Origin of the sequence: Mucilaginibacter terrae (assembly GCF_031951985.1) — a bacterium.
Taxonomy (GTDB): domain Bacteria; phylum Bacteroidota; class Bacteroidia; order Sphingobacteriales; family Sphingobacteriaceae; genus Mucilaginibacter; species Mucilaginibacter terrae_A.
Genome location: NZ_JAVLVU010000001.1, coordinates 4,385,320 through 4,405,437 on the forward strand (window position 1 = coordinate 4,385,320; position 20,118 = coordinate 4,405,437).

Here is a 20,118-nt window from a genome sequence, read left to right on the forward strand (position 1 = left end):
CAAAAAAAGCTGCCTCTTCCGAAGCAGCTTTTTTTATATTAAGCTTATCAAACAACTATGCATACATTTCATCACGCTGTTGTTGTACAACATCGCTGGTAATGTAGTCATCGTAGCTCATCATTTTATCAATGATGCCTTTTGGTGTTAATTCAATTACGCGGGTGGCTACGGTTTCGGTAAGCTCATGATCTCGCGATGTGAATAGGATAGTGCCTTTAAAATCTTTCATGCCGTTGTTGAGGGCGGTAATCGATTCCAGGTCAAGGTGGTTGGTTGGCTCATCAAAAATCAGCACGTTAGGTTGTTGCAGCATCATGCGGCTAAACATGCAACGCATTTTTTCACCACCCGAAAGTACGGTGCTTTTCTTCAAAACTTCTTCGCCCGAGAATAACATACGGCCTAAAAAGCTACGGATAAATTGTTCATCCTTGTCGCCGGGAGCATATTCGCGCAACCAGTCAACCAGGTTTAAATCTTTGCCTTTAAAATACTCGGCATTATCAATCGGCATATCGGCCGGGTTAATGGTAATACCCCATTTAAAGCTGCCGGTAAAATCGGTATCTCTACCGGTTAAAATATCGTAAAATGCCGTTGTGGCCAAGCTGTTTTTGGAAAGGATGGCAATTTTATCGCCTTTACCTACCATGAGGTTAATGTTTTTAAACATCACCTCGCCGTTAAGCGTTTTGCTCAGGTTTTCAATCTGTAAGATCTGGTCGCCCGCCTCGCGGCTTTGCTGGTTAAACATAATAGCCGGATACTTACGGTTCGATGGTTTAATTTCATCGAGGTTAATTTTATCCAAAGCCTTTTTACGGCTGGTGGCCTGTTTTGATTTAGAAGCGTTGGCGCTAAAGCGGCTGATGAATTCCTGTAACTCTTTAACCTTCTCTTCCAGTTTCTTATTCTGATCTGACCGTTGTTTTAAAGCCAGCTGGCTCGATTGATACCAGAACGTGTAGTTACCTGTATAAATGGTCATCTTGCTAAAGTCAATATCTACCACGTGCGTACACACAGTGTCTAAAAAGTGCCTGTCGTGCGATACCACCAGTACAATAGCCTCGTAACCGGCCAAAAAATCTTCAAGCCAGCTAATGGTATTAATGTCCAAGTCGTTGGTAGGCTCATCCAGCAACAAAATATCGGGTTTTCCAAATAGCGCCTGTGCTAATAACACACGTACCTTTTGCGTACCGTCAAGCTCTTTAAGTAATTTATAGTGCGTATCTTCTTTAATACCTAAGTTACTCAATATGGTGGCAGCGTTGCTTTCGGCATTCCAGCCGTCCATTTCGGCAAACAGGTTTTCCAGTTCGCCGGCACGCTCACCGTCGGCATCGGTAAAATCCTCTTTAAGATAAATGGCATCTTTTTCTTTCATGGTGTTGTAAAGCTCTTTGTAGCCCATCAACACGGTTTCGATAACCGGAAACTCGTCAAACTCGTAGTGGTTTTGTTTTAAAACCGCCATACGCTCGCCGGGAGTAAAACTCACCGAACCGGTAGTAGGATCAATATCGCCCGAAAGAATTTTGAGGAAAGTAGATTTACCAGCACCGTTTGCGCCAATAATGCCATAACAGTTGCCTTGTGTAAACTTTAAGTTTACATCCTCGAATAAGATGCGCTTACCAAAGCGCAATGATAAATTTGAAACGTTAATCATGCAGTTCTTTGAAAAAGAATTTGGGCAAAAATACGGTAAAAATGCCACAGTTTTCGCGTTTTGGGCATTAAAATCAACAACATATGTGTTACCGTGACACTAAATGTGCATTTTAAGTAATACTAATAATTTGATATTCTTAACTTAAGAATTGTTTTATTGAAAACTTTTATAGATAATAATAAACATAACTGCCAAAAATTGAAAAATGCCTCTTAGGGTGTCAAAAACACAACTTATGGACGTTCTTTTGCGTTTAATATTACAAAAACACACCATTATTATGTTAGCAATAATAGCAGGATTAGTAGTAGTAAATGTAATAGTTGCAGCTTACAACTCGCAAAGCAAAAGAGTTTATTAAACTTTTAACCAGCCGCAGTTTTACTGCAAAGGCTTCATTTATAAAAACACAACAGGCCGACTATTTTGGTAGCGGCCTGTTTTTTTATTTTATATAGTACTTACTACTTACCCCACTCGGCAGGGTTTTCGCGCCATTTTTTTAACAGTTCTACACTTTGCTTGTTAATGTATTGCTTTTCTTCGGCAAACTCTAACATAGCCGGGTAGTTTGACAGGGTTATATAACGACATTTGGCTTTTTTGAAATTATCATCGGCCACATCAAACCCATAAGTAAATATGGCTGCCAAACCTGCAACTTCATAACCGGCAGCACGCAAAGCATCAACGGCCTGTAAGCTGCTTTTTCCGGTAGATATCAGGTCTTCAATTACTACTACACGATTGCCGGGCATAATTTCGCCTTCGATCATGGAGCCCGTACCGTGTTCTTTAGGTTTAGAGCGTACGTAGATAAAAGGTAAGCCTAATTCTTGCGCTACCAACGCACCTTGTGGTATGCCCGCTGTGGCTACACCTGCAATACATTGTACCGAGCCAAATTCTTCCTGAATGGCCTGGGTGAGTTTTTGACGAATGTAGGTACGGATAGATGGATGAGATAACGTTACGCGATTATCACAGTAAATTGGCGATTTCCATCCCGAAGCCCATGTAAAAGGATTGTCGGGTTGTAATTTAATTGCTTTAATTTGCAACAGAAATTCAGCCACTTGCTGTTCAATCTCATTTTTATTAAACATGGCACAAAAATACAGAATTTATATCAACCAAAAGGTGGTTTTAATTACGCAATCGGTACCAATGCATCCCGAGCAATACGAACAGCTTGACCAACAATCGTTTGATTTGAAAACTTTGTACCATAAAATTATTACCGACAACGCCAGGTTGTACTATTATATACTGGTAAATGATGCCAAATCTTTCCTCAAAAAGGTGATGAAAAGCGTTACTTTAATAGAGGCAGCCGGTGGTTTGGTGAAGAATGACAAGGGACATTATCTTTTCATTTTCCGTAACGGTAAATGGGACATCCCTAAAGGAAAACTGGAAAAAGGTGAAAAGCCTAAAGATGGTGCCGTGCGCGAAGTAGAAGAGGAGTGCGGTATTGCTATTGACGAATGCGGCAAAAAGATTGTGAACACCTACCACGTTTACACAAGCAAAGGCGAAGTGGTGCTCAAAAAAACTTACTGGTACAAAATGAAATACTTTGGAAAAGCCAAACTTAAACCACAGGTTGAAGAAGGCATAACCGAAGTACGCTGGATGACCAAAAAAGACATTGGGCTAGTGGTAGATAACACCTTTCCATCAATTATGGATGTGCTGCTTAAACGTGATTTACTTTCAGATATTCCAGCGCCTCTTTCGGAATAAACTGGCTTACATCGCCATTGTGCTTTAACACCTCGCGCACTATGGTTGAGCTGATGGATGAGTAGCCGGGTTTGCTTACAATAAAAATACTCTCAATATCGGGGGCCAGTGCATGATTCATTTGTGCAATGGCCTTCTCATATTCAAAGTCAGACACGGTACGTATACCGCGTATCATGTAGTTGGCATCAATACTCTTACAAAAATCTACCGTTAAGCCTTCGTAAGCTATGATGTGAATTTTAGGTTCCATTTCAAATACTGCCCTCAGCATTTGCTGGCGTTGCTCAATACTTAAAAAGCTTTGTTTAGAGCTGTTTACGCCAATGCCTATGTACAGCTTATCAAACAAACTAAGCGAGCGTTTTACAATATCAACATGTGCTTTGGTAACAGGATCGAACGAGCCGGGGAAAAGGGCGATTTTCATAGTTACGTATTGGGGTATAGCAAAGGTAATTTTTTGATTTGGGATTTGTGCAAATGGCGTGTTATAATTAAAATATCAGTTAAATCTTTTTGGCAAACAGCCTGTTATTGTGTTAACAAACACACAACACACCAATATGGCTATTATAGGCGAACTTATTAAGGCTGCAATTGATTTTACGGGCAAAGTAGTAAAGCAACCTGATCCGGTTAAGGCGCAGCAGGAGGTGCTTTATGATCTGCTTAACGATGCTAAAGACACCGCCTTTGGCATGCACTATAATTTTGAAGGCGTTTTAGATAGCCAGGATTTGTACAGTGCCTTTGCACAAACGGTTCCGGTGTTTGATTACGACCGTTTAGAAAAAGAGTGGTGGCACCGTATTGTAAAAGGCGAAAACGATATTACCTGGCCTGGCGAAACCCATTACCTGGCCCTCAGCAGCGGTACCACCAGCCACAGCAAAACCATACCGGTAACCGATGATATGCTCGATGCTATTAAGCGCGCCGGTATGCAACAGGTGGCAGCCTTAAGTAATTTTAATTTGCCACCCGAGTTTTTCGAAAAGCAAATACTCATGCTGGGCAGCAGTACCGATTTAAAAGACATTAACGGCCATAAGGCAGGCGAAATTAGCGGCATAAGTGCCAGTAACATTCCGTTTTGGTTTAGGGGTTATTATAAGCCCGGTAAAGACATTGCGCAAATAAGCGACTTTGATGCCAAGATAAAGGAGATTGCCCGACAAGCTCCCGAATGGGATATTGGCAGCCTGTCGGGCATACCGGCATGGATCGAGCTGATGCTGAAAGAGGTAATTAAAACGCATAAGCTTAAAAATATTCATGAGATATGGCCAAACCTGGCGGTGTATACCTCGGGCGGAGTTGATTTTGAACCTTATCGTAAAAGCCTCGAAAAGCTGCTGGCCCACCCGCTGATTTATATTGATACTTACCTGGCCTCCGAAGGTTTTTTGGCCATGCAAAAACGGCCTGATATTACTTCGATGGCGTTGGTGGTTGACAACGGTATCTTTTTTGAATTTGTACCTTTTGAAGAAAAGAACATTACCAGCGATGGTGGTGTAATTGACGGTGCCGAGGTACTTACCCTTGCCGATGTTGAGGAAGGTAAAGAGTATGTTCTGCTGATTTCGACCGTAGCCGGTGCCTGGCGTTACACCATTGGCGATACCGTTACCTTTACCGATGTAAGCCGTTACGAAATTAAGATTACCGGCCGCACCAAGCAGTTTTTAAATGTGGCCGGTTCGCAGCTTTCGGTATTGCAAATGAACAAGGCTATACAGGCTATGTGCCATCAGTATAGTACCAATATGGAAGAGTTCATCGTGGCAACCATTCATCGTGGAGACGAACTGATAGACCGCTGGTATATTAGCAGTGATACTCAGTTAGATGATGTTCAACTGGCAAAAGACCTCGACCAAAACCTGCGCGATAATAACAAGAACTACGCCGTAGCCCGTACCCGTGCCCTCAAAGATGTAGAGGTGGTAACCATTCCGGTAGAGACCTTTCATCAATGGGCCGAGCAAAATAAAAAACGTGGCGGCCAGGTGAAAATTCCGCGTGTAATGAAAGAGGCTCAATTTTTGGAATTTGAAGAGTTTGTGAAGAAAAATCGGCCGTAATTGCGCTTTTTTCTCAATTCCTCTCTTGAGAGGGGGCGCGTGAGGAAGAGTGCGGGCAGGGGTGTGTCATTTGAACTTTCTATACAAAAGGACACAACCCTCTCAAGCTGGGAATCGCACAAGCCCTAATCATGCTTGCTATTTTAATCCGTAATCGGCTTCTTCAATTCTTTAATCAAATCCAGTATCTGCTGTGGCGACAGGTACAGGCGTTTGATGCGCTCAATATATTCGGGCGGTAAATCGTGATTGTGCAGGATGTAGTTTTTGGTTTTAATGATGTAGTTGCCCATGCCATGTTCAACCGCATAACGGTCGGCGTTGCGTTCGGCCTGCATCAGGTAATTGTCTGACGTGATGTATTTAATGCCGAAGCCTATCATTTGCCAGTTGCTGCGGTTATGGTAATCAATAACATGGCCCAGTTCGTGCCCTATCCAGCCTATGAGTACATCTTTAGGAGCATCCTGTATGGGCATAGTTTTATGTACCATTACAAACAAAGGATTTATTTTGACTATGTACCTGCGCTTGTTTTGTCCGCTGAAAAAGCTGCCCACAACGGGCTGCGATAGCATGGTTGATTTACTGGTGTGTGGGTCGAATACAAAATCTATCGGTGTGTTATTTAGTTCGGGATAGAATTTTAGCGCGGCAATTATCTCATCTTTTAAAAGTACCGGGATGGTTTTACGCTGATAATAGGTATTGTGCTGATTGGCACCGGCTATGGCAGCAGCATTTGATGAAAAGTAAGTAAGTACATAAACAAAGGCCGTGACTACAATTATAACCAGGGCAATTACGATAATGTATTTCCTGCGCATAGGTTTAAAACGCTATAATTTCATAATAGTTCATGGGTATTTTCTCAATTTAAAATAGTTTTTTTGCCTCACAAAAGGCATTTACCTACCATGCAGCAGCTTAACCACGATAACAAAATTTTCGAAAAGATAACCTACACCGGCCAGATCATCAATGGACGCGAGTTTCAGGAATGTGCTTTTAAACAGTGCGACCTGAGCGAAAGTAATTTTGGCAATAATAAGTTTATTGATTGTGTATTTGAAGGCTGCAACCTATCGATGCTGAAACTGGCTAATGCCACCCTGAGTAATGTGGTATTTAAAGACTGCAAAATTTTAGGCGTAAACTTTCACGAGTGCAGCGACTTTTTATTCAGCGTAGAATTTGATAACTGCGTGCTGGATTATGCATCATTCGCCGGGAAAAAGATGCCGAAAACTAAATTCAATAGATCATCGGTAAAAGAGGTAAGTTTTATACAGGCCAACCTGAGCGGTTCAAAGTTTGCCGATTGTGATTTAGACCGGGCACTGTTTAACCGCACCGATTTAACCGCTGTTGATTTTTCCACCGCTAAAAACTTCGATATCGACCCCGAGATCAATACGCTTAAAAAAGCCACCTTCGCGGCCGATAGCCTGCGTGGGTTGCTAACACGGCATCAAATTAAAATTGTTTAACATCTATCCGCAGCAGTTCCTCGTAGGGGTTTCCGGTTAATTTGAGTGCTCGGGCAAAGGCAGGTTCGGTTTTTAAACCTTGTTTTTTAAGGCTGATAATTTCCTGGCGGAAAGCTTCGCCTTTACGCTGTAACAGCTCGTGCTCAATAAGCATGTGTAGGTAGCCGTATTGCTGCTTAACGGGTGTTTGTTGGCCAAATATTTCTACTTCAAAATCATAGGCCATAAAGTTGGCTATTATGGTTTCGTTACCGGTTATTGTGGTTTCGTAAAGGTTGAAGTTGGGGTAGGTTGAAAAGTGCGCTCGTAAATGATTTACAAACTCTTTTTTGTTTTGATACGCGCATAAAACATCCAAATCGCTGCCTTCAATATCAATGTTAATGGGTATGGTGCCAACCAATAGGGAAGAGTAGGGCAGGAGGAGTTCCATAATACGATGCTCCACCAAAACATTATATGCCTGCTGTTGCCGGGCGGTGCCGGTAGATAGATAAGCTATATTGTCAAACTTAATAATATTGTTCATTGGGTTTTTGACAAATGGTAGTGAGGGAAATTACGGTTGTGCTACAAACTCCGGGATTGCTTCGACGGCTCCGCACAAGCTCTACGCTGTCTCGCAATGACGTGTTTTTAGAGTCCAAGGTTGGTGTTTCCTTTTACTCTCCGCTCTCTGCTCCCTCATCCCCGCTCTCCATCGTAAAAAACGAAAACGAGGAATGCCCATACCTGCGCTGCTCTGTGAAATTTGGATGATTGCCCAGGTTTTGCATCGATTGATGTTCAACAATAAGTAAACCGCCGGGTAAGAGCAGGTTTTTGTCGAATACTATTTTAGGTATTTCGGGTATGCGGCTCAGGTCGTATGGCGGGTCGGCAAAAATGAGGTCGTATTGGTCGGTCTCAATTTCGAGGTACTTAAACACATCGGCCTTAAAAGTTTTTATTTGCGTAAGGCCGTGCTGGCGTGCTGCATCTTTAAGGTAATTTACGCAATGTATACTGCGGTCAATGGCCATCACACTTTCGGCATAGCGCGATGCAAATTCCAGGGCCAGGTTACCCGTGCCACTAAACAGGTCGAGCACTTTTATGCCGTCTAAATCGATCTGGTTTTGCAGAATGTTAAACAGAGCTTCCTTAGCCAGATCGGTAGTTGGCCTAACGGGCAGGTTTTTGGGTGGATTAAGGCGCAGGCCTTTTAAGCGTCCGCCAATGATGCGCATAGGGTAAGTGCAGTAAGTGACAATAACTGGTGTTTGGGCAGTTCGTCGGGTATTTGGGCAACCACAATGTTGTTTAATTCCACTGTTTTAAATATACCGGCTAAAATATCGTGGTAACGGTTATCGCCCGGGGCTATGTTGCCACTCAATATTACGGTTACAGTACTCATATCGAGCTTTAACTGCTGGCAAACAAATACAGCGTAGTAAGCCAGCTCGTCTTCGTGTGTAAACTCAAAGGTATTAAACAGGTTTAGCTTGCCTTGCCTAAAATAGGCCATATCAAACTGCTCTCCGTAAACATTAATATATAAATGATAACCCGATGGATGATTGCCGGCAATAGCCTGCAGCCACCCGGCCGCGCCAAATAATACACGCTGCATATCATAGCGCTGTATGCCTCGGGTTTGTATGGGGGCAGCTTTAAAAACTACCTCATTATCGGTATCAAGCGGTTGTGCAAAAACGGTGTCGCTTGCTTGTACATCTAAAAAACGGGCTACACCGGCTATGCCATCCTGTTCAATAATTTCTGCAGGCAACAGGGTAAAATGCGACGAGGATATAGCCGTAATTACATTCTGGTACTCAAAGTTAAGCACCTCCTGTACTTCGCCATGGCGTGTAAGTTCATGCAGGTGGGCATCATGCCGCCATACCATCAGCTGTTTGCCATGCATAATAGCCAGCGAAAAATTAACCATACCTAATTGCAGTAACAAAGTATAGTTGCCAACTTGCGTATGGCTAAAACTCGGGTCAATGTAATGGTATAACGAATCATTCATGGTTACCGGGCAAAAGTAACTAATTTTTCATTGTTTTGTTAAGCATTAAGGCCATTTTTGCACTATGCCCGCACAAGAGCAAATCAGTAAATCGTTTCCGCACCAGCCATCTGCACAACAGCAGGAGTTGTTTGTACGCCTGCACCAGTTTTTGTTGAGCAACAATGGGCACGAGTGTTTTTTGATGCGTGGTTATGCAGGTACGGGTAAAACTACAGTGCTGGGTGCTTTGGTTAAGGCATTGCGCTCGTACGGCTTAAAATCGGTTTTGCTGGCACCAACGGGCAGGGCGGCCAAGGTAATTACAGGCTACTCGGGGCGTAAGGCATTTACTATTCATAAGCGCATTTACCGTAAAAAATCGGCCATGAATGTTGACGAATCATTTATGCTGGCTACCAACATGGCCGAGGATACGCTGTTTATTGTGGATGAGGCCTCCATGATATCCGACGAACTAAGCGGTAACAACTACGACACCCTGCTGCATGATCTGGTAAGTTACGTTTACAATATGAAAAACTGTAAACTCATGCTTGTTGGAGATACCGCACAGCTGCCACCCGTAGGTTCGGCGTTTAGCCCTGCGCTGGATGCTAAACTGCTGCGCGAGGAGTTTGCCTTACAGGTGTTTGATTATGAATTGACAGATGTGCTGCGCCAGCAAAAAAACTCGGGTATTTTGCACAACGTTACTGCCGTGCGCGAACTCATTCGCAGCGAACAGGAGGTATTTCCGCAAATAGTTACCAAAGGTTATAAAGACGTTTACCGTATGACGGGCGAACGACTGGAGGAGGGCCTGAATTATGCTTACAGCAAATACGGGCACGATAGTACTTTGGTCATATGCCGGTCGAACAAAAACGCCAACCTGTACAACCAGCAAATACGTAATCGCATACTTTTTAGAGAAGAGGAGTTAACCGGCGGCGACCAGGTGATGGTGGTGCGTAACAACTACTTTTGGCTGCAGGAACGTGAAGAAGACAGCACCGGCTTTATTGCCAACGGCGATATTGCCCGCATAAAAAAGGTGCGCCGGGTTGAAGAATTGTATGGCTTTAGGTTTGCCGATGTACAGATGGAGTTTATTGATTACGCCGAAGACCCGGTGTTTGACTGTAAGGTGCTGTTAGACACCCTATACTCTGATTCGCCTGCCTTACAATCTATCGACCAAAAACGATTTTTTTTGGAGGTGATGAAAGATTACGACCACATACCCATGCGGCGCGATAAACTGAATGAGCTGAAAAAAAATCCTTACTACAATGCCCTGCAAATTAAGTTTGCTTACGCCGTAACTTGTCATAAGGCTCAGGGCGGGCAGTGGGAGGCTGTTTTTGTAGACCAGGGGTATTTAACGGATGAAATGCTGAACACGGATTTTTTGAGGTGGTTTTATACCGCCTGTACCCGGGCAACTACTGAATTGTACCTGGTAAATTTCAGCCCAAAGTTTTACACCGAGCCGCCGCCAGAATATTAGGACATAAAAAAAGCATCTGTATAAAAGATGTTTTTACAAACAAGGTTTACACAGATGCTGATGCAAGGTTAGGCTTTTTGAAAAAAACGGGTTTAGTAGTGCGGCTCTTTCATTTTAAAAATGATGACTACCAACAGGCACATCAGCGAAAAAATTGCTGAAATAAAAGGTAACGCCTTTTTCATAACTCATTTATTTAGGTAAATAATATAAAGATGTACGCAATTGTACATTTTTGTGATACAATTTTGTAACCACAATTTAACTTTTAGGAATTTTTTAAAGCCTTTAAGTTACAGCATGATAAAGTGTAATAAACGTGATGTTTTGTTGTAAAATAGATAAGTTGAATTAAACACTTAGTGTATTACAAAATGAACAGCGTACAGTATTTAAACCTGTTTTATGCTCGTAATATTGCGTAGGATGGGGTTTTGTGTGCTGATTGTTACAAATAGTGTAATCAAAAACGCTAAAAATATTCTTTAAAGGAGTAGCGGACTATTTAATGCGAGGCAGGCGTATGGTAAAAGTAGTGCCTGTACCTTCGGCGCTGCGCACATCAATACGGCCGTGGTGTTTCTCTACGATTTGTTTAGATATACTGAGGCCTAATCCGGTCGATTTTTCACCCTTTAAGCCCCGTCGGCCCGATTTGGAAAAACGGTCGAATATGTTTGGAATTAATTCGGTAGGAATACCTACGCCATGGTCGGTCACCTCAATTTGAACATAGGTTTCCTGCTCGCTCAGTATAATGTCAATCTCATCGCCATCATTAGAAAACTTGGCTGCATTGCTAATGAGGTTATCCAATACACGGTTAAACTTTTCCTGGTCAATAAGGGCATGTACAGGCTGAGCCGGGGCTGTTAAAATAAGTTTATTGGTAAAGCTGCTCACGCGTTCCCAAACTGGTATTGCGCTGCGCAAAAAGTCGTTCATGTTTACCAACGACTCGCTCATTTGGTTGCTGTTATCGTTGCGGGCAACTTCCAGCAAATCATTAATAATTGCCAGAGCCTTACGGCACGATGTTTTGATCATGCTCATGTTTTCCTGCATATCTTCATCCAACTCATCCATTTCAATTAGTTGGGCTATTGATTCAATGGCACCAATGGGGTTACGCAAATCATGCGCTACCATGCCTAAAACATCATTTTTAAACCCGCTGGCTTTTTCTATTTCAATGTTTTTTTCTTTAATAATGCGGTATTGCAGGTGTTGGCTGGCCCGGTAAGAGTAAATATGCCTCGATACGAAAAAGAAAATGCCCGAGAGTACGATGAGCAAAAGTTCATTATATAAGATCTCGGTTGGATCGGCATGGGTGTAAAGCAATAGAATGCTGAACAGGAATATATTAACCAGGGTTAACAGCACACTTTCCTGATATTCAAACGTGTAAACACCGGCTACTGCAATAAGTGCAATCAGGTATATAATAATACTGTTGCTGGGATCAGACGTGGCTATGAAGGTGAATACTATGCCACATGCCAGCAAATACGAGCTAAATAACAGGGTATGTGCAAGGGATAGCTGCAGGCCGTTTCCACGGGATCGAAGCCGTTTAATAAGCAGATGACCAACAAAGTAAAATACAGGCGTTATAAATATGGTTGCCCAGTTAGCTATGCTAAACTCAGGAAAATTATGAATGCGGGTAAGGCTGGGCGGTAATACGGTTACAAAAAAGCGTATTGCCACACTTAAAATAAAAAATATTATACAAGCTACTTGTATAGTATTTAAGTTTTGTAGTGTATAATACTTTTGATACCCTATGCGGTATAGCTTAGGAATGCTTTTAAAGTAGTAGGTCTCCATCAGGTGTTTCAAAACTAATGGTTTTAAACAATATTGATTAAATAGGATAGTCTAATTTCACACATTTTAACTTGTTTGGGGTAAAAATTAACTCGGTAGAAAATTTGGAGTTTGTCGTTATCTGCTTTTGTGGTATAAGCAAAAGCAGCGTGATGCCTAAACCAGTTATATTTTGTAATTGCAGATGTAAATTAGACAAAATGTCGCCCGAAATCATTACTTGTATGACGTTTTTTCAGGAGAATTGCATTGGCAAACTGTTTGACTATAACTTACTACCATGAATTTTAACAACTTTACCATCAAAGCACAGGAGGCTGTACAAAAGGCTTCCGAAATAGCAACCGGTAATCAGCAACAGGCTATAGAAAATGCCCACCTGCTGAAAGGTTTGTTACTGGTTGATGAAAACGTAATAAGCTATTTATTAAAAAAGCTGAACGTTAACATAAGCCGCTTAAACGATACACTCGATAAGCAAATCGAAGCGTTCCCGAAGGTAAGCGGCAGCAATGTATACCTGTCATCTAACACCAATACCGCTCTGCAAAAGGCGCAGAGTTACTTAAAAGAATTTAAAGACGAATTTGTATCGGTTGAGCATATTTTATTGGGCATATTATCGGTAAATGATAAGGTGAGTAGCGCCCTTAAAGATTATGGCGTTAACGAAAAGGACCTTAAACTGGCCATTGTAAGTTTACGTGGTGACAGCAAGGTGACCGATCAAAACGCCGAAGCTACTTACAACGCGCTTAATAAATACGCCCGTAATCTCAACGAATATGCCGAATCGGGCAAGTTAGACCCGGTAATTGGTCGCGATGAAGAGATACGCCGGGTGATACAGATATTGAGCCGTCGTACTAAAAACAACCCAATACTGGTTGGCGAACCGGGCGTGGGTAAAACCGCTATTGCTGAGGGTATTGCCTTCCGTATTATAAAAGGCGATGCGCCCGATAACCTGAAAAACAAAACCGTGTACTCGCTGGATATGGGTGCGCTGGTAGCAGGGGCCAAATACAAAGGCGAGTTTGAAGAACGCCTGAAAGCCGTAATAAACGAGGTGATTAAAAGCGATGGCGACATTATTCTCTTCATCGATGAGATCCACACCCTGGTGGGTGCCGGTGGGGGCGAAGGTGCCATGGATGCCGCAAACATCCTGAAACCAGCCTTAGCCCGTGGAGAATTACGTGCCATTGGTGCTACCACGCTTAACGAGTATCAAAAATATATTGAAAAAGATAAGGCCCTCGAGCGGCGTTTTCAGCGTGTGCTGGTTGACGAGCCAGATGCTGCCGATGCCATATCGATTTTACGTGGCTTAAAAGAACGCTACGAAACCCACCACAAGGTGCGGATTAAAGACGAAGCCATTATTGCCGCGGTTGAAATGTCGCAACGTTACATTGCCGACCGCTTTTTGCCCGATAAGGCTATCGACTTAATGGATGAGGCAGCCTCAAAATTGCGCCTCGAAATGAACTCGGTACCCGAAGCTGTGGACGAACTGGAGCGCCGCATTATGCAGCTCGAAATTGAGCGCGAGGCCATCAAACGCGAGGGCGATGACCGCAAGATAAAAGACCTGAGCGAAGAGATAGCCAACCTTTCCTCGGAGCGCGATTCGTTACGGGCCAAGTGGCAGGGCGAAAAGGATTTGGTAGACGGTATTAACTCCAAAATTGAAGCCATTGAAGCCTACAAACTGGAAGCCGACCAGGCCGAACGAGCAGGTGATTATGGCAAGGTAGCCGAGTTACGCTATGGTCGCATCCGCGATACCGAGGCCGAGGTGGAAAAGCTTAAAGAAGCCCTGCGCGAAGATCAGGAAGATCACCGTATGTTGAAGGAAGAAGTTACTGCCGATGATATTGCCGGTGTGGTATCGCGCTGGACAGGCATCCCGGTATCAAAAATGATTCAGAGTGAGCGCGAAAAGTTGCTGACCTTGGAGGATGAGTTGCACAAACGTGTGGCTGGTCAGGAAGAAGCCATAGAGGCCATAAGCGATGCCATTCGTCGTAGTCGTGCCGGTTTGCAGGATAAACGTAAGCCCATTGGTTCGTTCATCTTTTTAGGGACAACCGGCGTAGGTAAAACCGAGTTGGCTAAGGCTCTGGCTGAGTTCCTGTTTAATGATGAACACTCTATGGTACGTATTGATATGTCGGAGTACCAGGAACGCCATGCCGTTAGCAGGCTTATTGGTGCGCCTCCGGGCTACGTAGGTTACGATGAAGGCGGACAATTAACCGAAGCCGTGCGCCGCAAACCATACAGCGTTATTTTGCTGGATGAGATTGAAAAAGCTCACCCCGATGTGTTTAACATACTGTTGCAGGTGCTGGATGATGGGCGCTTAACCGATAACAAAGGTCGCGTGGTGAACTTTAAAAACACCATCATTATCATGACCTCTAACATTGGTTCGCACATTATACAGGAGAACTTTGTAAATTTTGAAGATAGCGATAAAGAAGAGGTAGTGGCTAAAACCAAAAATCAACTGTTCGATATTTTGCAAAAAACCATTCGTCCCGAGTTTTTAAACCGTATCGACGAGATTATCATGTTTACCCCGCTGGGCCGTAACGAGCTTGCCGAAATTGTGAAACTACAATTTAAAGGTTTGCAGCACACGCTCGCCGAAATGGGTATCCAGATAGAAGCAACCGACGAAGCACTCGACTGGCTGGCTCAACTGGGTTACGATCCAACTTATGGCGCACGTCCGCTCAAGAGGGTTATCCAAAAAAAGATCCTCAACGAGCTAAGCAAGCAAATACTGGCTGGTAAGGTGGATAAGGACAGCAAAATAAAGCTGGACATGTTTGATAACCAGTTCGTGTTTTTGAACGAGTAAGTCTCGTCTCCTCCTAAAGGTGGATCTATTATATATTATAAAAGGGAATTACCGGTGAGGTGGTTCCCTTTTTTGTTTCTCCAACCCCGTCATTGCGAGGCAGAAGTGGGACGAGCGTGCGCCGCCGAAGCAATCTCTGAACTGTGCCTGGACGCTTTGCAACTGCAGAGATTGCTTCGTACCTCGCAATGACGGTTGGTGATTGTCTTTAACAATTTCTGCAAAAAAATCTCTAATAGTATTTGGACTGCTTCTAAATAATGTTAAATTTGCCTCTGTAATATGATGACCGGGGTTAAGACTAAAACTACTGAAAAATTTACCGAAGTATTCGGCTCTAAAGCCGGTACGGTGTACCAAAGCGACCGTGAAGGTTGCTGGTATATTGATTTTGCCGGTAAACTGGTTAAGTTTGACTACCGCACGCTATTACTCCTCAAAAAATCTATTTACCGCGTTGATATTGAGCAATTGATATTAGACAACGGTAAATCGCCCGAGATAGAAATGGTATTTATTTGCGCCTGCAACCATTGCTATTTCCTCAGCATACTGCAAATCATCGCCCTTAAAGAGTTACTGGAAGGTGCTTTTGCCATGTTTGAACTGAACCAGATACTGCACGACAGGCTGCATAGGATGGTAGTTTAAAGAGGGAGTAAAGAATACAGAGTCAAGAATCCAGATTTTGTATATCGTGTTACCTTTCTGTCTGTACTCTTGATTCCTGACTCTATACTCTGTCAATCACTAATTTAGACTTATTTCATATTGTCTTTATATTGTACAACCTGTTGTTATAGCACTATTTTTGTGTGTATTCCATTGGATACAACAATCCCTAACTGTAATATAACATGAAAGATATAATGCGTATAAAGAGTTTGGTATCTGCTGATATTGAAACCCTTTTAAACCAGCAAATAAAGAAAGAAGCTCATTCATCAGCAATGTACCTGGCCATGGCTTCATGGTGTAATCAAAATGGTTTCGATTATTCATCTGACTACTTTTTTAAACAGTCGGAAGAAGAGCGTATGCACCAGTTGAAATTATTTAAATATGTTTTAGATATGGGTGGCCGTGCGGTATCACCTGATGTAAGCGGTCTTAAACAAGATTATACCAGCCTGCGCGAAGTATTTGAAGACGCTTTGGAAGCCGAGATTGCCATCACCCAATCATTCAAAAATATTGCAGCTACCTGCATGAAAGAGCAGGACTTTGTTACTTTCGAATTTTTGAACTGGTTTATGAAAGAGCAACGCGAAGAAGAATACAAAGCCCGCCGTGCGCTGGAACTATTCGAAGTTATTGGCGAAGAAGGTACCGGTCTTTGGGAAATTGACAAGCATGTTAATAAAATTAAATACGACAGCGAAACTGCCGGGGCATAATTATATACAAGAACTAATTACTAAGGAGCCGGTGTATTTTTGCACCGGCTTTTTTTGTGGTTTGTCTTATCACGTCATTGCGAGACAGGAGGGAGGGGGCGTAGGGAGTCGAAGCAATCTCTGCGGTGGCAAATTTCGTCATGCTCAGTTCAGAGATTGCTTCGACGGCGCCCTTCTTTTCCCCTGCTGTCTCGCAAAGACGTGTTGGGTGAAACTCATTATTTACCTATTCCGCAAAAAACGGATTTTAACCCTCGCTGTAATTTTATACGTTTGCCCTAATGAATACTGCTTTACACAACCCGGCCTTTAATGCCTTAACCACCGGCAACAGTCATTTAGCTAAAGGTACCGGCGAGGTCAGATATTTCGACCCAGAAGTATCGCCCATAGTAGGTTTGGCAAGGCATGATGGCAATCTGCTGAATAGTTTGCATGAACAAATAGCAGATGATAGTCCGCGCGTGGTATTTACTCCTGAGGAGATACACATTCCGTCAAGCTGGAAACTGCTAAGATTTATAAGCGGCTACCAAATGGTACATAACAACCCGGTTGCTGCTGCAAATAATGGTAGTGCGGCCACTTTGCCTTTAACCCATGAGCATATTCCGCAAATGCTGGAACTTACCAAACTAACGGCTCCCGGTCCGTTTGATAGCCGTACCATTGAGTTTGGTTATTATGAGGGTGTATTTGACGGCAATAAAGTAGTAGCCATGGCCGGCCAGCGCATGAACCCCGGCCAGTACACCGAAATAAGCGCCGTATGCACTCACCCCGATTATTTGGGACGGGGATACGCCCGTCAATTGCTGCTGAGTCAGGTTAACCGCATGAATGCCGCCGGAAACATTCCTTTTTTGCACGTGCGTGATGATAACGAGCGGGCCATCAATGTTTATAAAAGCCTGGGTTTTGAAATAAGCTCGGTGATGAATTTTTATTTTATAAAGAAGGCATAATCTTGTAATAGTGTGAAATAGCCTTTTTTCTCTTTTATCGTCTCCCAGCTTCGGGGTGAAAGCCGGGCAGCACAAGGTGGCCAGTGCGTAGGCAAGGGCCTCTTAGATTTTGCAGAAGCGTGGGACAAGCGGGAACGAAGTGGGGCAAAAGTTAAGCAGCCCGTGGTGCTGCCCGGCTTTGCAGGTTGGGCATGTGCGGCAAACGAAGCATAGGGAGGTGACTTGAATTTTTGCTACCTTTTGTTTCAAGACAAAAGTAGTAGCCTCCGCGGCAATGAGCGGTAACCGAGAGACTTGTATGATTACAAAATCTTTACAATCAGCCAATTGCAACGATCCTTATTTATCCCTAAATTGCTTTAAATTAAAAGCAAATTCCGGCTAAAACAACATGAAACTATACTTACCATACGTTTTAGCGCTCGCCTGTTTGCTGCATCCTGTGTTGGGCAAAGCGGCCTCGTTGCTTATCCCTATGGATATTACGCAAAAAGATCATCTTAAATCATACGGCATTGCTTTTTGGGTGCTTAAACATGATGGCGAGGTAGATTGGCTGCTGAACTACAGGGGTGGCAGCTTTATGCTGAAGTATGATAGGGATACCGAGGCCGAATGCAAAATACGCGGCGTAAGCTACGAGGTGCTGCCCGATGTCAAAGCCAATGTGCTACTCGCCGAAATTGCCGATCCATCAGTTAACATGGAGGTGATGAAATTGCAAAAAGCGCCCCGCATTGCCGTTTACTCGCCGCAGGATAAGGGCGGTTTAGAGGATGCCGTGGTGCTGGTACTCAACTATGCCGAAATTCCATTTAGTTATATTTACGATGAAGCTGTACTCAAGGGCGACCTGGATAAATACGACTGGCTGCACCTGCACCACGAAGATTTTACCGGCCAGTACAGCAAAATGCTCGGTGGTTTTCGTAACCAGGAATGGAACGCGCAGAACAAGTTGAAGCAGGAAGCGCTGGCCCGTAAAATGGGATTTAAAAAAGTATCGAAAATGAAACTGGCCGTGGCACAGCACATACGCGATTATTGCTCTGGCGGGGGCTTTTTGTTTGCCATGTGCTCCGGGGCCGATAGTTTTGACATAGCCCTGGCAGCCGCCAGCACCGATATTTGCCCCGCCCAATACGATGGCGATGGAGTAGACCCTGATGCACAGTCCAAACTCGATTTCAGGCAGACATTTGCCTTCCAGAATTTCATGGTAAATACGATGGGGCGCTCGCGGCGGTTCAGCGACATTGATGTGTCGGACACGCGTGGCATTCCGCAATCATCAGACTTTTTTACGCTGTTCGATTTTTCGGCCAAGTGGGATTTTGTGCCCAGCATGCTCACCCAAAACCACGACCGTGTTATTAAAGGCTTTAAAGGACTGGCAACTGCTTTCGATAAAACTAAACTTAAACCCGGTGTAACCATACTGGGCGAACTCAAAACCGCTAATGAAGCCCGCTACATACACGGCGAATACGGCAAAGGCCAATGGACCTTTTACGGCGGCCACGACCCCGAAGACTATCAGCACTCCACCACCGAACCACCAACCGACCTGGCCCTGCACCCAAACTCACCGGGGTATAGGTTGATCTTGAATAATGTGCTGTTCCCGGCGGCTAAGAAAAAGAAGCAGAAGACTTAATTTTTAAATCAAAGTGATAAGAAATATAACTCAAGATATTAGAAATGCAATTGCTACAGAAGTGCTGTGGGGGCTAAATGATATTTATGAGTTTGCCGAAGTGGCTGAGCTGTTTAACTTTAAAATAACCTATTGGGATGAGGGGGAAAACTGGGCATATATTGAATACAATGATGTTAGTCTTGGATATATCTGGAGAAAGCATCCGTTAATGTTTCTCTCAGCTTCTCATAAAAATGAGTTGAAAAAGCTTTTAACCGAATTTAATTATGTGATTGATATTTTTGTTGATGATTTTGGAGGTGAAGATTTGATCATCGACTTTGACCAACAAATTATGGAGAGATTAAGTGGTGAACTCCCTTATGATGTACCCGTGTCTGTCTCTGATATTTGGAGTTATAGTGTAACGTGGTAGTCTAATCTTTTTTGGTAAATTTAATTTAGCCTGACTGATCCCTTTTGGCTTCTCGTTTGTTGATCATGTTGATAAAACATCGATCATGACTTTACAAGACAGAATAAAAGAAAAAATAACCGGCCAGTTAAAAGACAGCGTCAATGAGCAAAGCATTGATACGCTGAGCCAACTGTTTACCGCCGAGGTTAAATTTATAGCAACCTCCTTTGCCGAGTATGGAAGCAAGCACCCGGAATTGGAAGTACATGAGTTATTTGACGAATGGTATAATAACCATTTTACCGACCCGCAGATAAAGACTTTTGAATAATGTATAGTGTAAAGCTATTTTAGTACTGACAGCATTGTGCGGGTGTTCAAGGTGTTCAATTGCGTTGCATGCGTTCAATACGTTCATGAAACACTAAAATTGAACATCCGGAAACACCGGGACTTTTCGTGGGATTTCGCGGTT

The 20,118-nt window shown here is 43.3% G+C and carries 19 protein-coding genes; 11 read left to right on the plus strand and 8 right to left on the minus strand.

The window, feature by feature from the left end:
• Positions 1-55: 55 nt before the first annotated feature.
• The gene (locus QE417_RS18775) at positions 56-1,678 is read right to left on the minus strand and encodes an ABC-F family ATP-binding cassette domain-containing protein (protein ID WP_311952294.1); all 1,623 of its coding nucleotides are present in this window, start codon (positions 1,676-1,678) and stop codon (positions 56-58) included.
• Between the two features lie 467 nt (positions 1,679-2,145).
• Positions 2,146-2,787, minus strand: coding sequence for an orotate phosphoribosyltransferase (gene pyrE, locus QE417_RS18780; protein ID WP_311952296.1), 642 nt, complete (start codon positions 2,785-2,787; stop codon positions 2,146-2,148).
• On the opposite strand from pyrE, the gene QE417_RS18785 reads away from it, so the two are divergent.
• A complete protein-coding gene (locus tag QE417_RS18785) occupies positions 2,786-3,427 on the plus strand; it encodes an NUDIX hydrolase (protein WP_311952298.1) in 642 nt (213 codons plus the stop codon). The two genes, pyrE and QE417_RS18785, sit on opposite strands and share 2 nt — an antisense overlap.
• Here QE417_RS18785 and coaD read toward each other — a convergent pair.
• Positions 3,381-3,857, minus strand: a complete 477-nt coding sequence (gene coaD / locus QE417_RS18790) for a pantetheine-phosphate adenylyltransferase (protein WP_311952300.1) — start codon at positions 3,855-3,857, stop codon at positions 3,381-3,383. The two genes, QE417_RS18785 and coaD, sit on opposite strands and share 47 nt — an antisense overlap.
• Positions 3,858-3,993: 136 nt before the next feature.
• On the opposite strand from coaD, the gene QE417_RS18795 reads away from it, so the two are divergent.
• Positions 3,994-5,517 (plus strand): GH3 family domain-containing protein, encoded by a 1,524-nt coding sequence (locus QE417_RS18795; RefSeq protein ID WP_311952301.1) that lies wholly within the window; start codon positions 3,994-3,996, stop codon positions 5,515-5,517.
• A 143-nt stretch (positions 5,518-5,660) separates the two neighbouring features.
• Here QE417_RS18795 and QE417_RS18800 read toward each other — a convergent pair whose 3' ends face one another.
• A complete protein-coding gene (locus QE417_RS18800; protein ID WP_311952303.1) occupies positions 5,661-6,344 on the minus strand; it encodes a hypothetical protein in 684 nt (227 codons plus the stop codon).
• A gap of 90 nt (positions 6,345-6,434) precedes the next feature.
• Here QE417_RS18800 and QE417_RS18805 point away from each other — a divergent pair, with 90 nt between their 5' ends.
• Positions 6,435-7,007, plus strand: coding sequence for a pentapeptide repeat-containing protein (locus QE417_RS18805; RefSeq protein WP_311952306.1), 573 nt, complete (start codon positions 6,435-6,437; stop codon positions 7,005-7,007).
• Here the strand turns inward: QE417_RS18805 and QE417_RS18810 are convergent.
• The 3 genes from QE417_RS18810 to QE417_RS18820 form a co-directional block, all read right to left on the minus strand.
• A complete protein-coding gene (locus QE417_RS18810) occupies positions 6,994-7,536 on the minus strand; it encodes a DUF4269 domain-containing protein (protein WP_311952307.1) in 543 nt (180 codons plus the stop codon). The genes QE417_RS18805 and QE417_RS18810 overlap by 14 nt on opposite strands.
• Before the next feature lie 133 nt (positions 7,537-7,669).
• Positions 7,670-8,236: a 16S rRNA (guanine(966)-N(2))-methyltransferase RsmD gene (gene rsmD, locus QE417_RS18815; protein ID WP_311952309.1), complete on the minus strand. Its 567-nt coding sequence runs from the start codon at positions 8,234-8,236 to the stop codon at positions 7,670-7,672.
• Positions 8,212-9,027, minus strand: a complete 816-nt coding sequence (locus QE417_RS18820) for a DUF3822 family protein (protein WP_311952311.1) — start codon at positions 9,025-9,027, stop codon at positions 8,212-8,214. Before QE417_RS18820 ends, rsmD begins: the two co-directional genes overlap by 25 nt.
• A 64-nt stretch (positions 9,028-9,091) precedes the next feature.
• Between QE417_RS18820 and QE417_RS18825 the strand changes: the two genes are divergently transcribed.
• Entirely contained in the window at positions 9,092-10,519 is a 1,428-nt protein-coding gene (locus tag QE417_RS18825) for an ATP-dependent DNA helicase (protein ID WP_311952313.1), read from the plus strand.
• A 501-nt stretch (positions 10,520-11,020) separates the two neighbouring features.
• On the opposite strand, the gene QE417_RS18830 is transcribed toward QE417_RS18825, so the two are convergent.
• A complete protein-coding gene (locus QE417_RS18830; RefSeq protein WP_311952315.1) occupies positions 11,021-12,364 on the minus strand; it encodes a sensor histidine kinase in 1,344 nt (447 codons plus the stop codon).
• Between the two features lie 268 nt (positions 12,365-12,632).
• Here QE417_RS18830 and clpB point away from each other — a divergent pair, with 268 nt between their 5' ends.
• The 7 genes from clpB to QE417_RS18865 all read left to right on the plus strand — a co-directional run bounded on the left by clpB (position 12,633) and on the right by QE417_RS18865 (position 19,974).
• Positions 12,633-15,224 (plus strand): ATP-dependent chaperone ClpB, encoded by a 2,592-nt coding sequence (gene clpB, locus QE417_RS18835; RefSeq protein ID WP_311952318.1) that lies wholly within the window; start codon positions 12,633-12,635, stop codon positions 15,222-15,224.
• Between the two features lie 282 nt (positions 15,225-15,506).
• The gene (locus tag QE417_RS18840; RefSeq protein ID WP_311952319.1) at positions 15,507-15,875 is read left to right on the plus strand and encodes a hypothetical protein; all 369 of its coding nucleotides are present in this window, start codon (positions 15,507-15,509) and stop codon (positions 15,873-15,875) included.
• A 206-nt stretch (positions 15,876-16,081) separates the two neighbouring features.
• The gene (locus QE417_RS18845; RefSeq protein WP_311952321.1) at positions 16,082-16,621 is read left to right on the plus strand and encodes a ferritin; all 540 of its coding nucleotides are present in this window, start codon (positions 16,082-16,084) and stop codon (positions 16,619-16,621) included.
• Between the two features lie 281 nt (positions 16,622-16,902).
• On the plus strand, positions 16,903-17,586 hold the full coding sequence (locus QE417_RS18850; RefSeq protein ID WP_311952323.1) for a GNAT family N-acetyltransferase: 684 nt from the start codon (positions 16,903-16,905) through the stop codon (positions 17,584-17,586).
• 391 nt (positions 17,587-17,977) lie between these two features.
• Entirely contained in the window at positions 17,978-19,243 is a 1,266-nt protein-coding gene (locus QE417_RS18855) for an asparagine synthetase B (RefSeq protein ID WP_311952325.1), read from the plus strand.
• A 13-nt stretch (positions 19,244-19,256) separates the two neighbouring features.
• Positions 19,257-19,661, plus strand: a complete 405-nt coding sequence (locus tag QE417_RS18860; RefSeq protein ID WP_311952328.1) for a hypothetical protein — start codon at positions 19,257-19,259, stop codon at positions 19,659-19,661.
• 85 nt (positions 19,662-19,746) lie between these two features.
• A complete protein-coding gene (locus tag QE417_RS18865; RefSeq protein ID WP_311952330.1) occupies positions 19,747-19,974 on the plus strand; it encodes a hypothetical protein in 228 nt (75 codons plus the stop codon).
• The last annotated feature ends 144 nt before the right edge of the window (positions 19,975-20,118 follow it).

Excerpts from the sequence above, each read along its gene's own strand:
- QE417_RS18840 (WP_311952319.1), top strand. The coding sequence starts at position 15,507 with ATGATGACCGGGGTTAAGACTAAAACTACTGAAAAATTTACCGAAGTA.
- QE417_RS18800 (WP_311952303.1), bottom strand. The coding sequence starts at position 6,344 with ATGCGCAGGAAATACATTATCGTAATTGCCCTGGTTATAATTGTAGTC.
- QE417_RS18845 (WP_311952321.1), top strand. The coding sequence starts at position 16,082 with ATGAAAGATATAATGCGTATAAAGAGTTTGGTATCTGCTGATATTGAA.
- rsmD (WP_311952309.1), bottom strand. The coding sequence starts at position 8,236 with ATGCGCATCATTGGCGGACGCTTAAAAGGCCTGCGCCTTAATCCACCC.
- QE417_RS18795 (WP_311952301.1), top strand. The coding sequence starts at position 3,994 with ATGGCTATTATAGGCGAACTTATTAAGGCTGCAATTGATTTTACGGGC.
- QE417_RS18805 (WP_311952306.1), top strand. The coding sequence starts at position 6,435 with ATGCAGCAGCTTAACCACGATAACAAAATTTTCGAAAAGATAACCTAC.
- QE417_RS18785 (WP_311952298.1), top strand. The coding sequence starts at position 2,786 with ATGGCACAAAAATACAGAATTTATATCAACCAAAAGGTGGTTTTAATT.
- clpB (WP_311952318.1), top strand. The coding sequence starts at position 12,633 with ATGAATTTTAACAACTTTACCATCAAAGCACAGGAGGCTGTACAAAAG.
- QE417_RS18850 (WP_311952323.1), top strand. The coding sequence starts at position 16,903 with ATGAATACTGCTTTACACAACCCGGCCTTTAATGCCTTAACCACCGGC.
- QE417_RS18820 (WP_311952311.1), bottom strand. The coding sequence starts at position 9,027 with ATGAATGATTCGTTATACCATTACATTGACCCGAGTTTTAGCCATACG.
- QE417_RS18825 (WP_311952313.1), top strand. The coding sequence starts at position 9,092 with ATGCCCGCACAAGAGCAAATCAGTAAATCGTTTCCGCACCAGCCATCT.
- QE417_RS18855 (WP_311952325.1), top strand. The coding sequence starts at position 17,978 with ATGAAACTATACTTACCATACGTTTTAGCGCTCGCCTGTTTGCTGCAT.
- coaD (WP_311952300.1), bottom strand. The coding sequence starts at position 3,857 with ATGAAAATCGCCCTTTTCCCCGGCTCGTTCGATCCTGTTACCAAAGCA.
- pyrE (WP_311952296.1), bottom strand. The coding sequence starts at position 2,787 with ATGTTTAATAAAAATGAGATTGAACAGCAAGTGGCTGAATTTCTGTTG.
- QE417_RS18775 (WP_311952294.1), bottom strand. The coding sequence starts at position 1,678 with ATGATTAACGTTTCAAATTTATCATTGCGCTTTGGTAAGCGCATCTTA.
- QE417_RS18810 (WP_311952307.1), bottom strand. The coding sequence starts at position 7,536 with ATGAACAATATTATTAAGTTTGACAATATAGCTTATCTATCTACCGGC.
- QE417_RS18865 (WP_311952330.1), top strand. The coding sequence starts at position 19,747 with ATGACTTTACAAGACAGAATAAAAGAAAAAATAACCGGCCAGTTAAAA.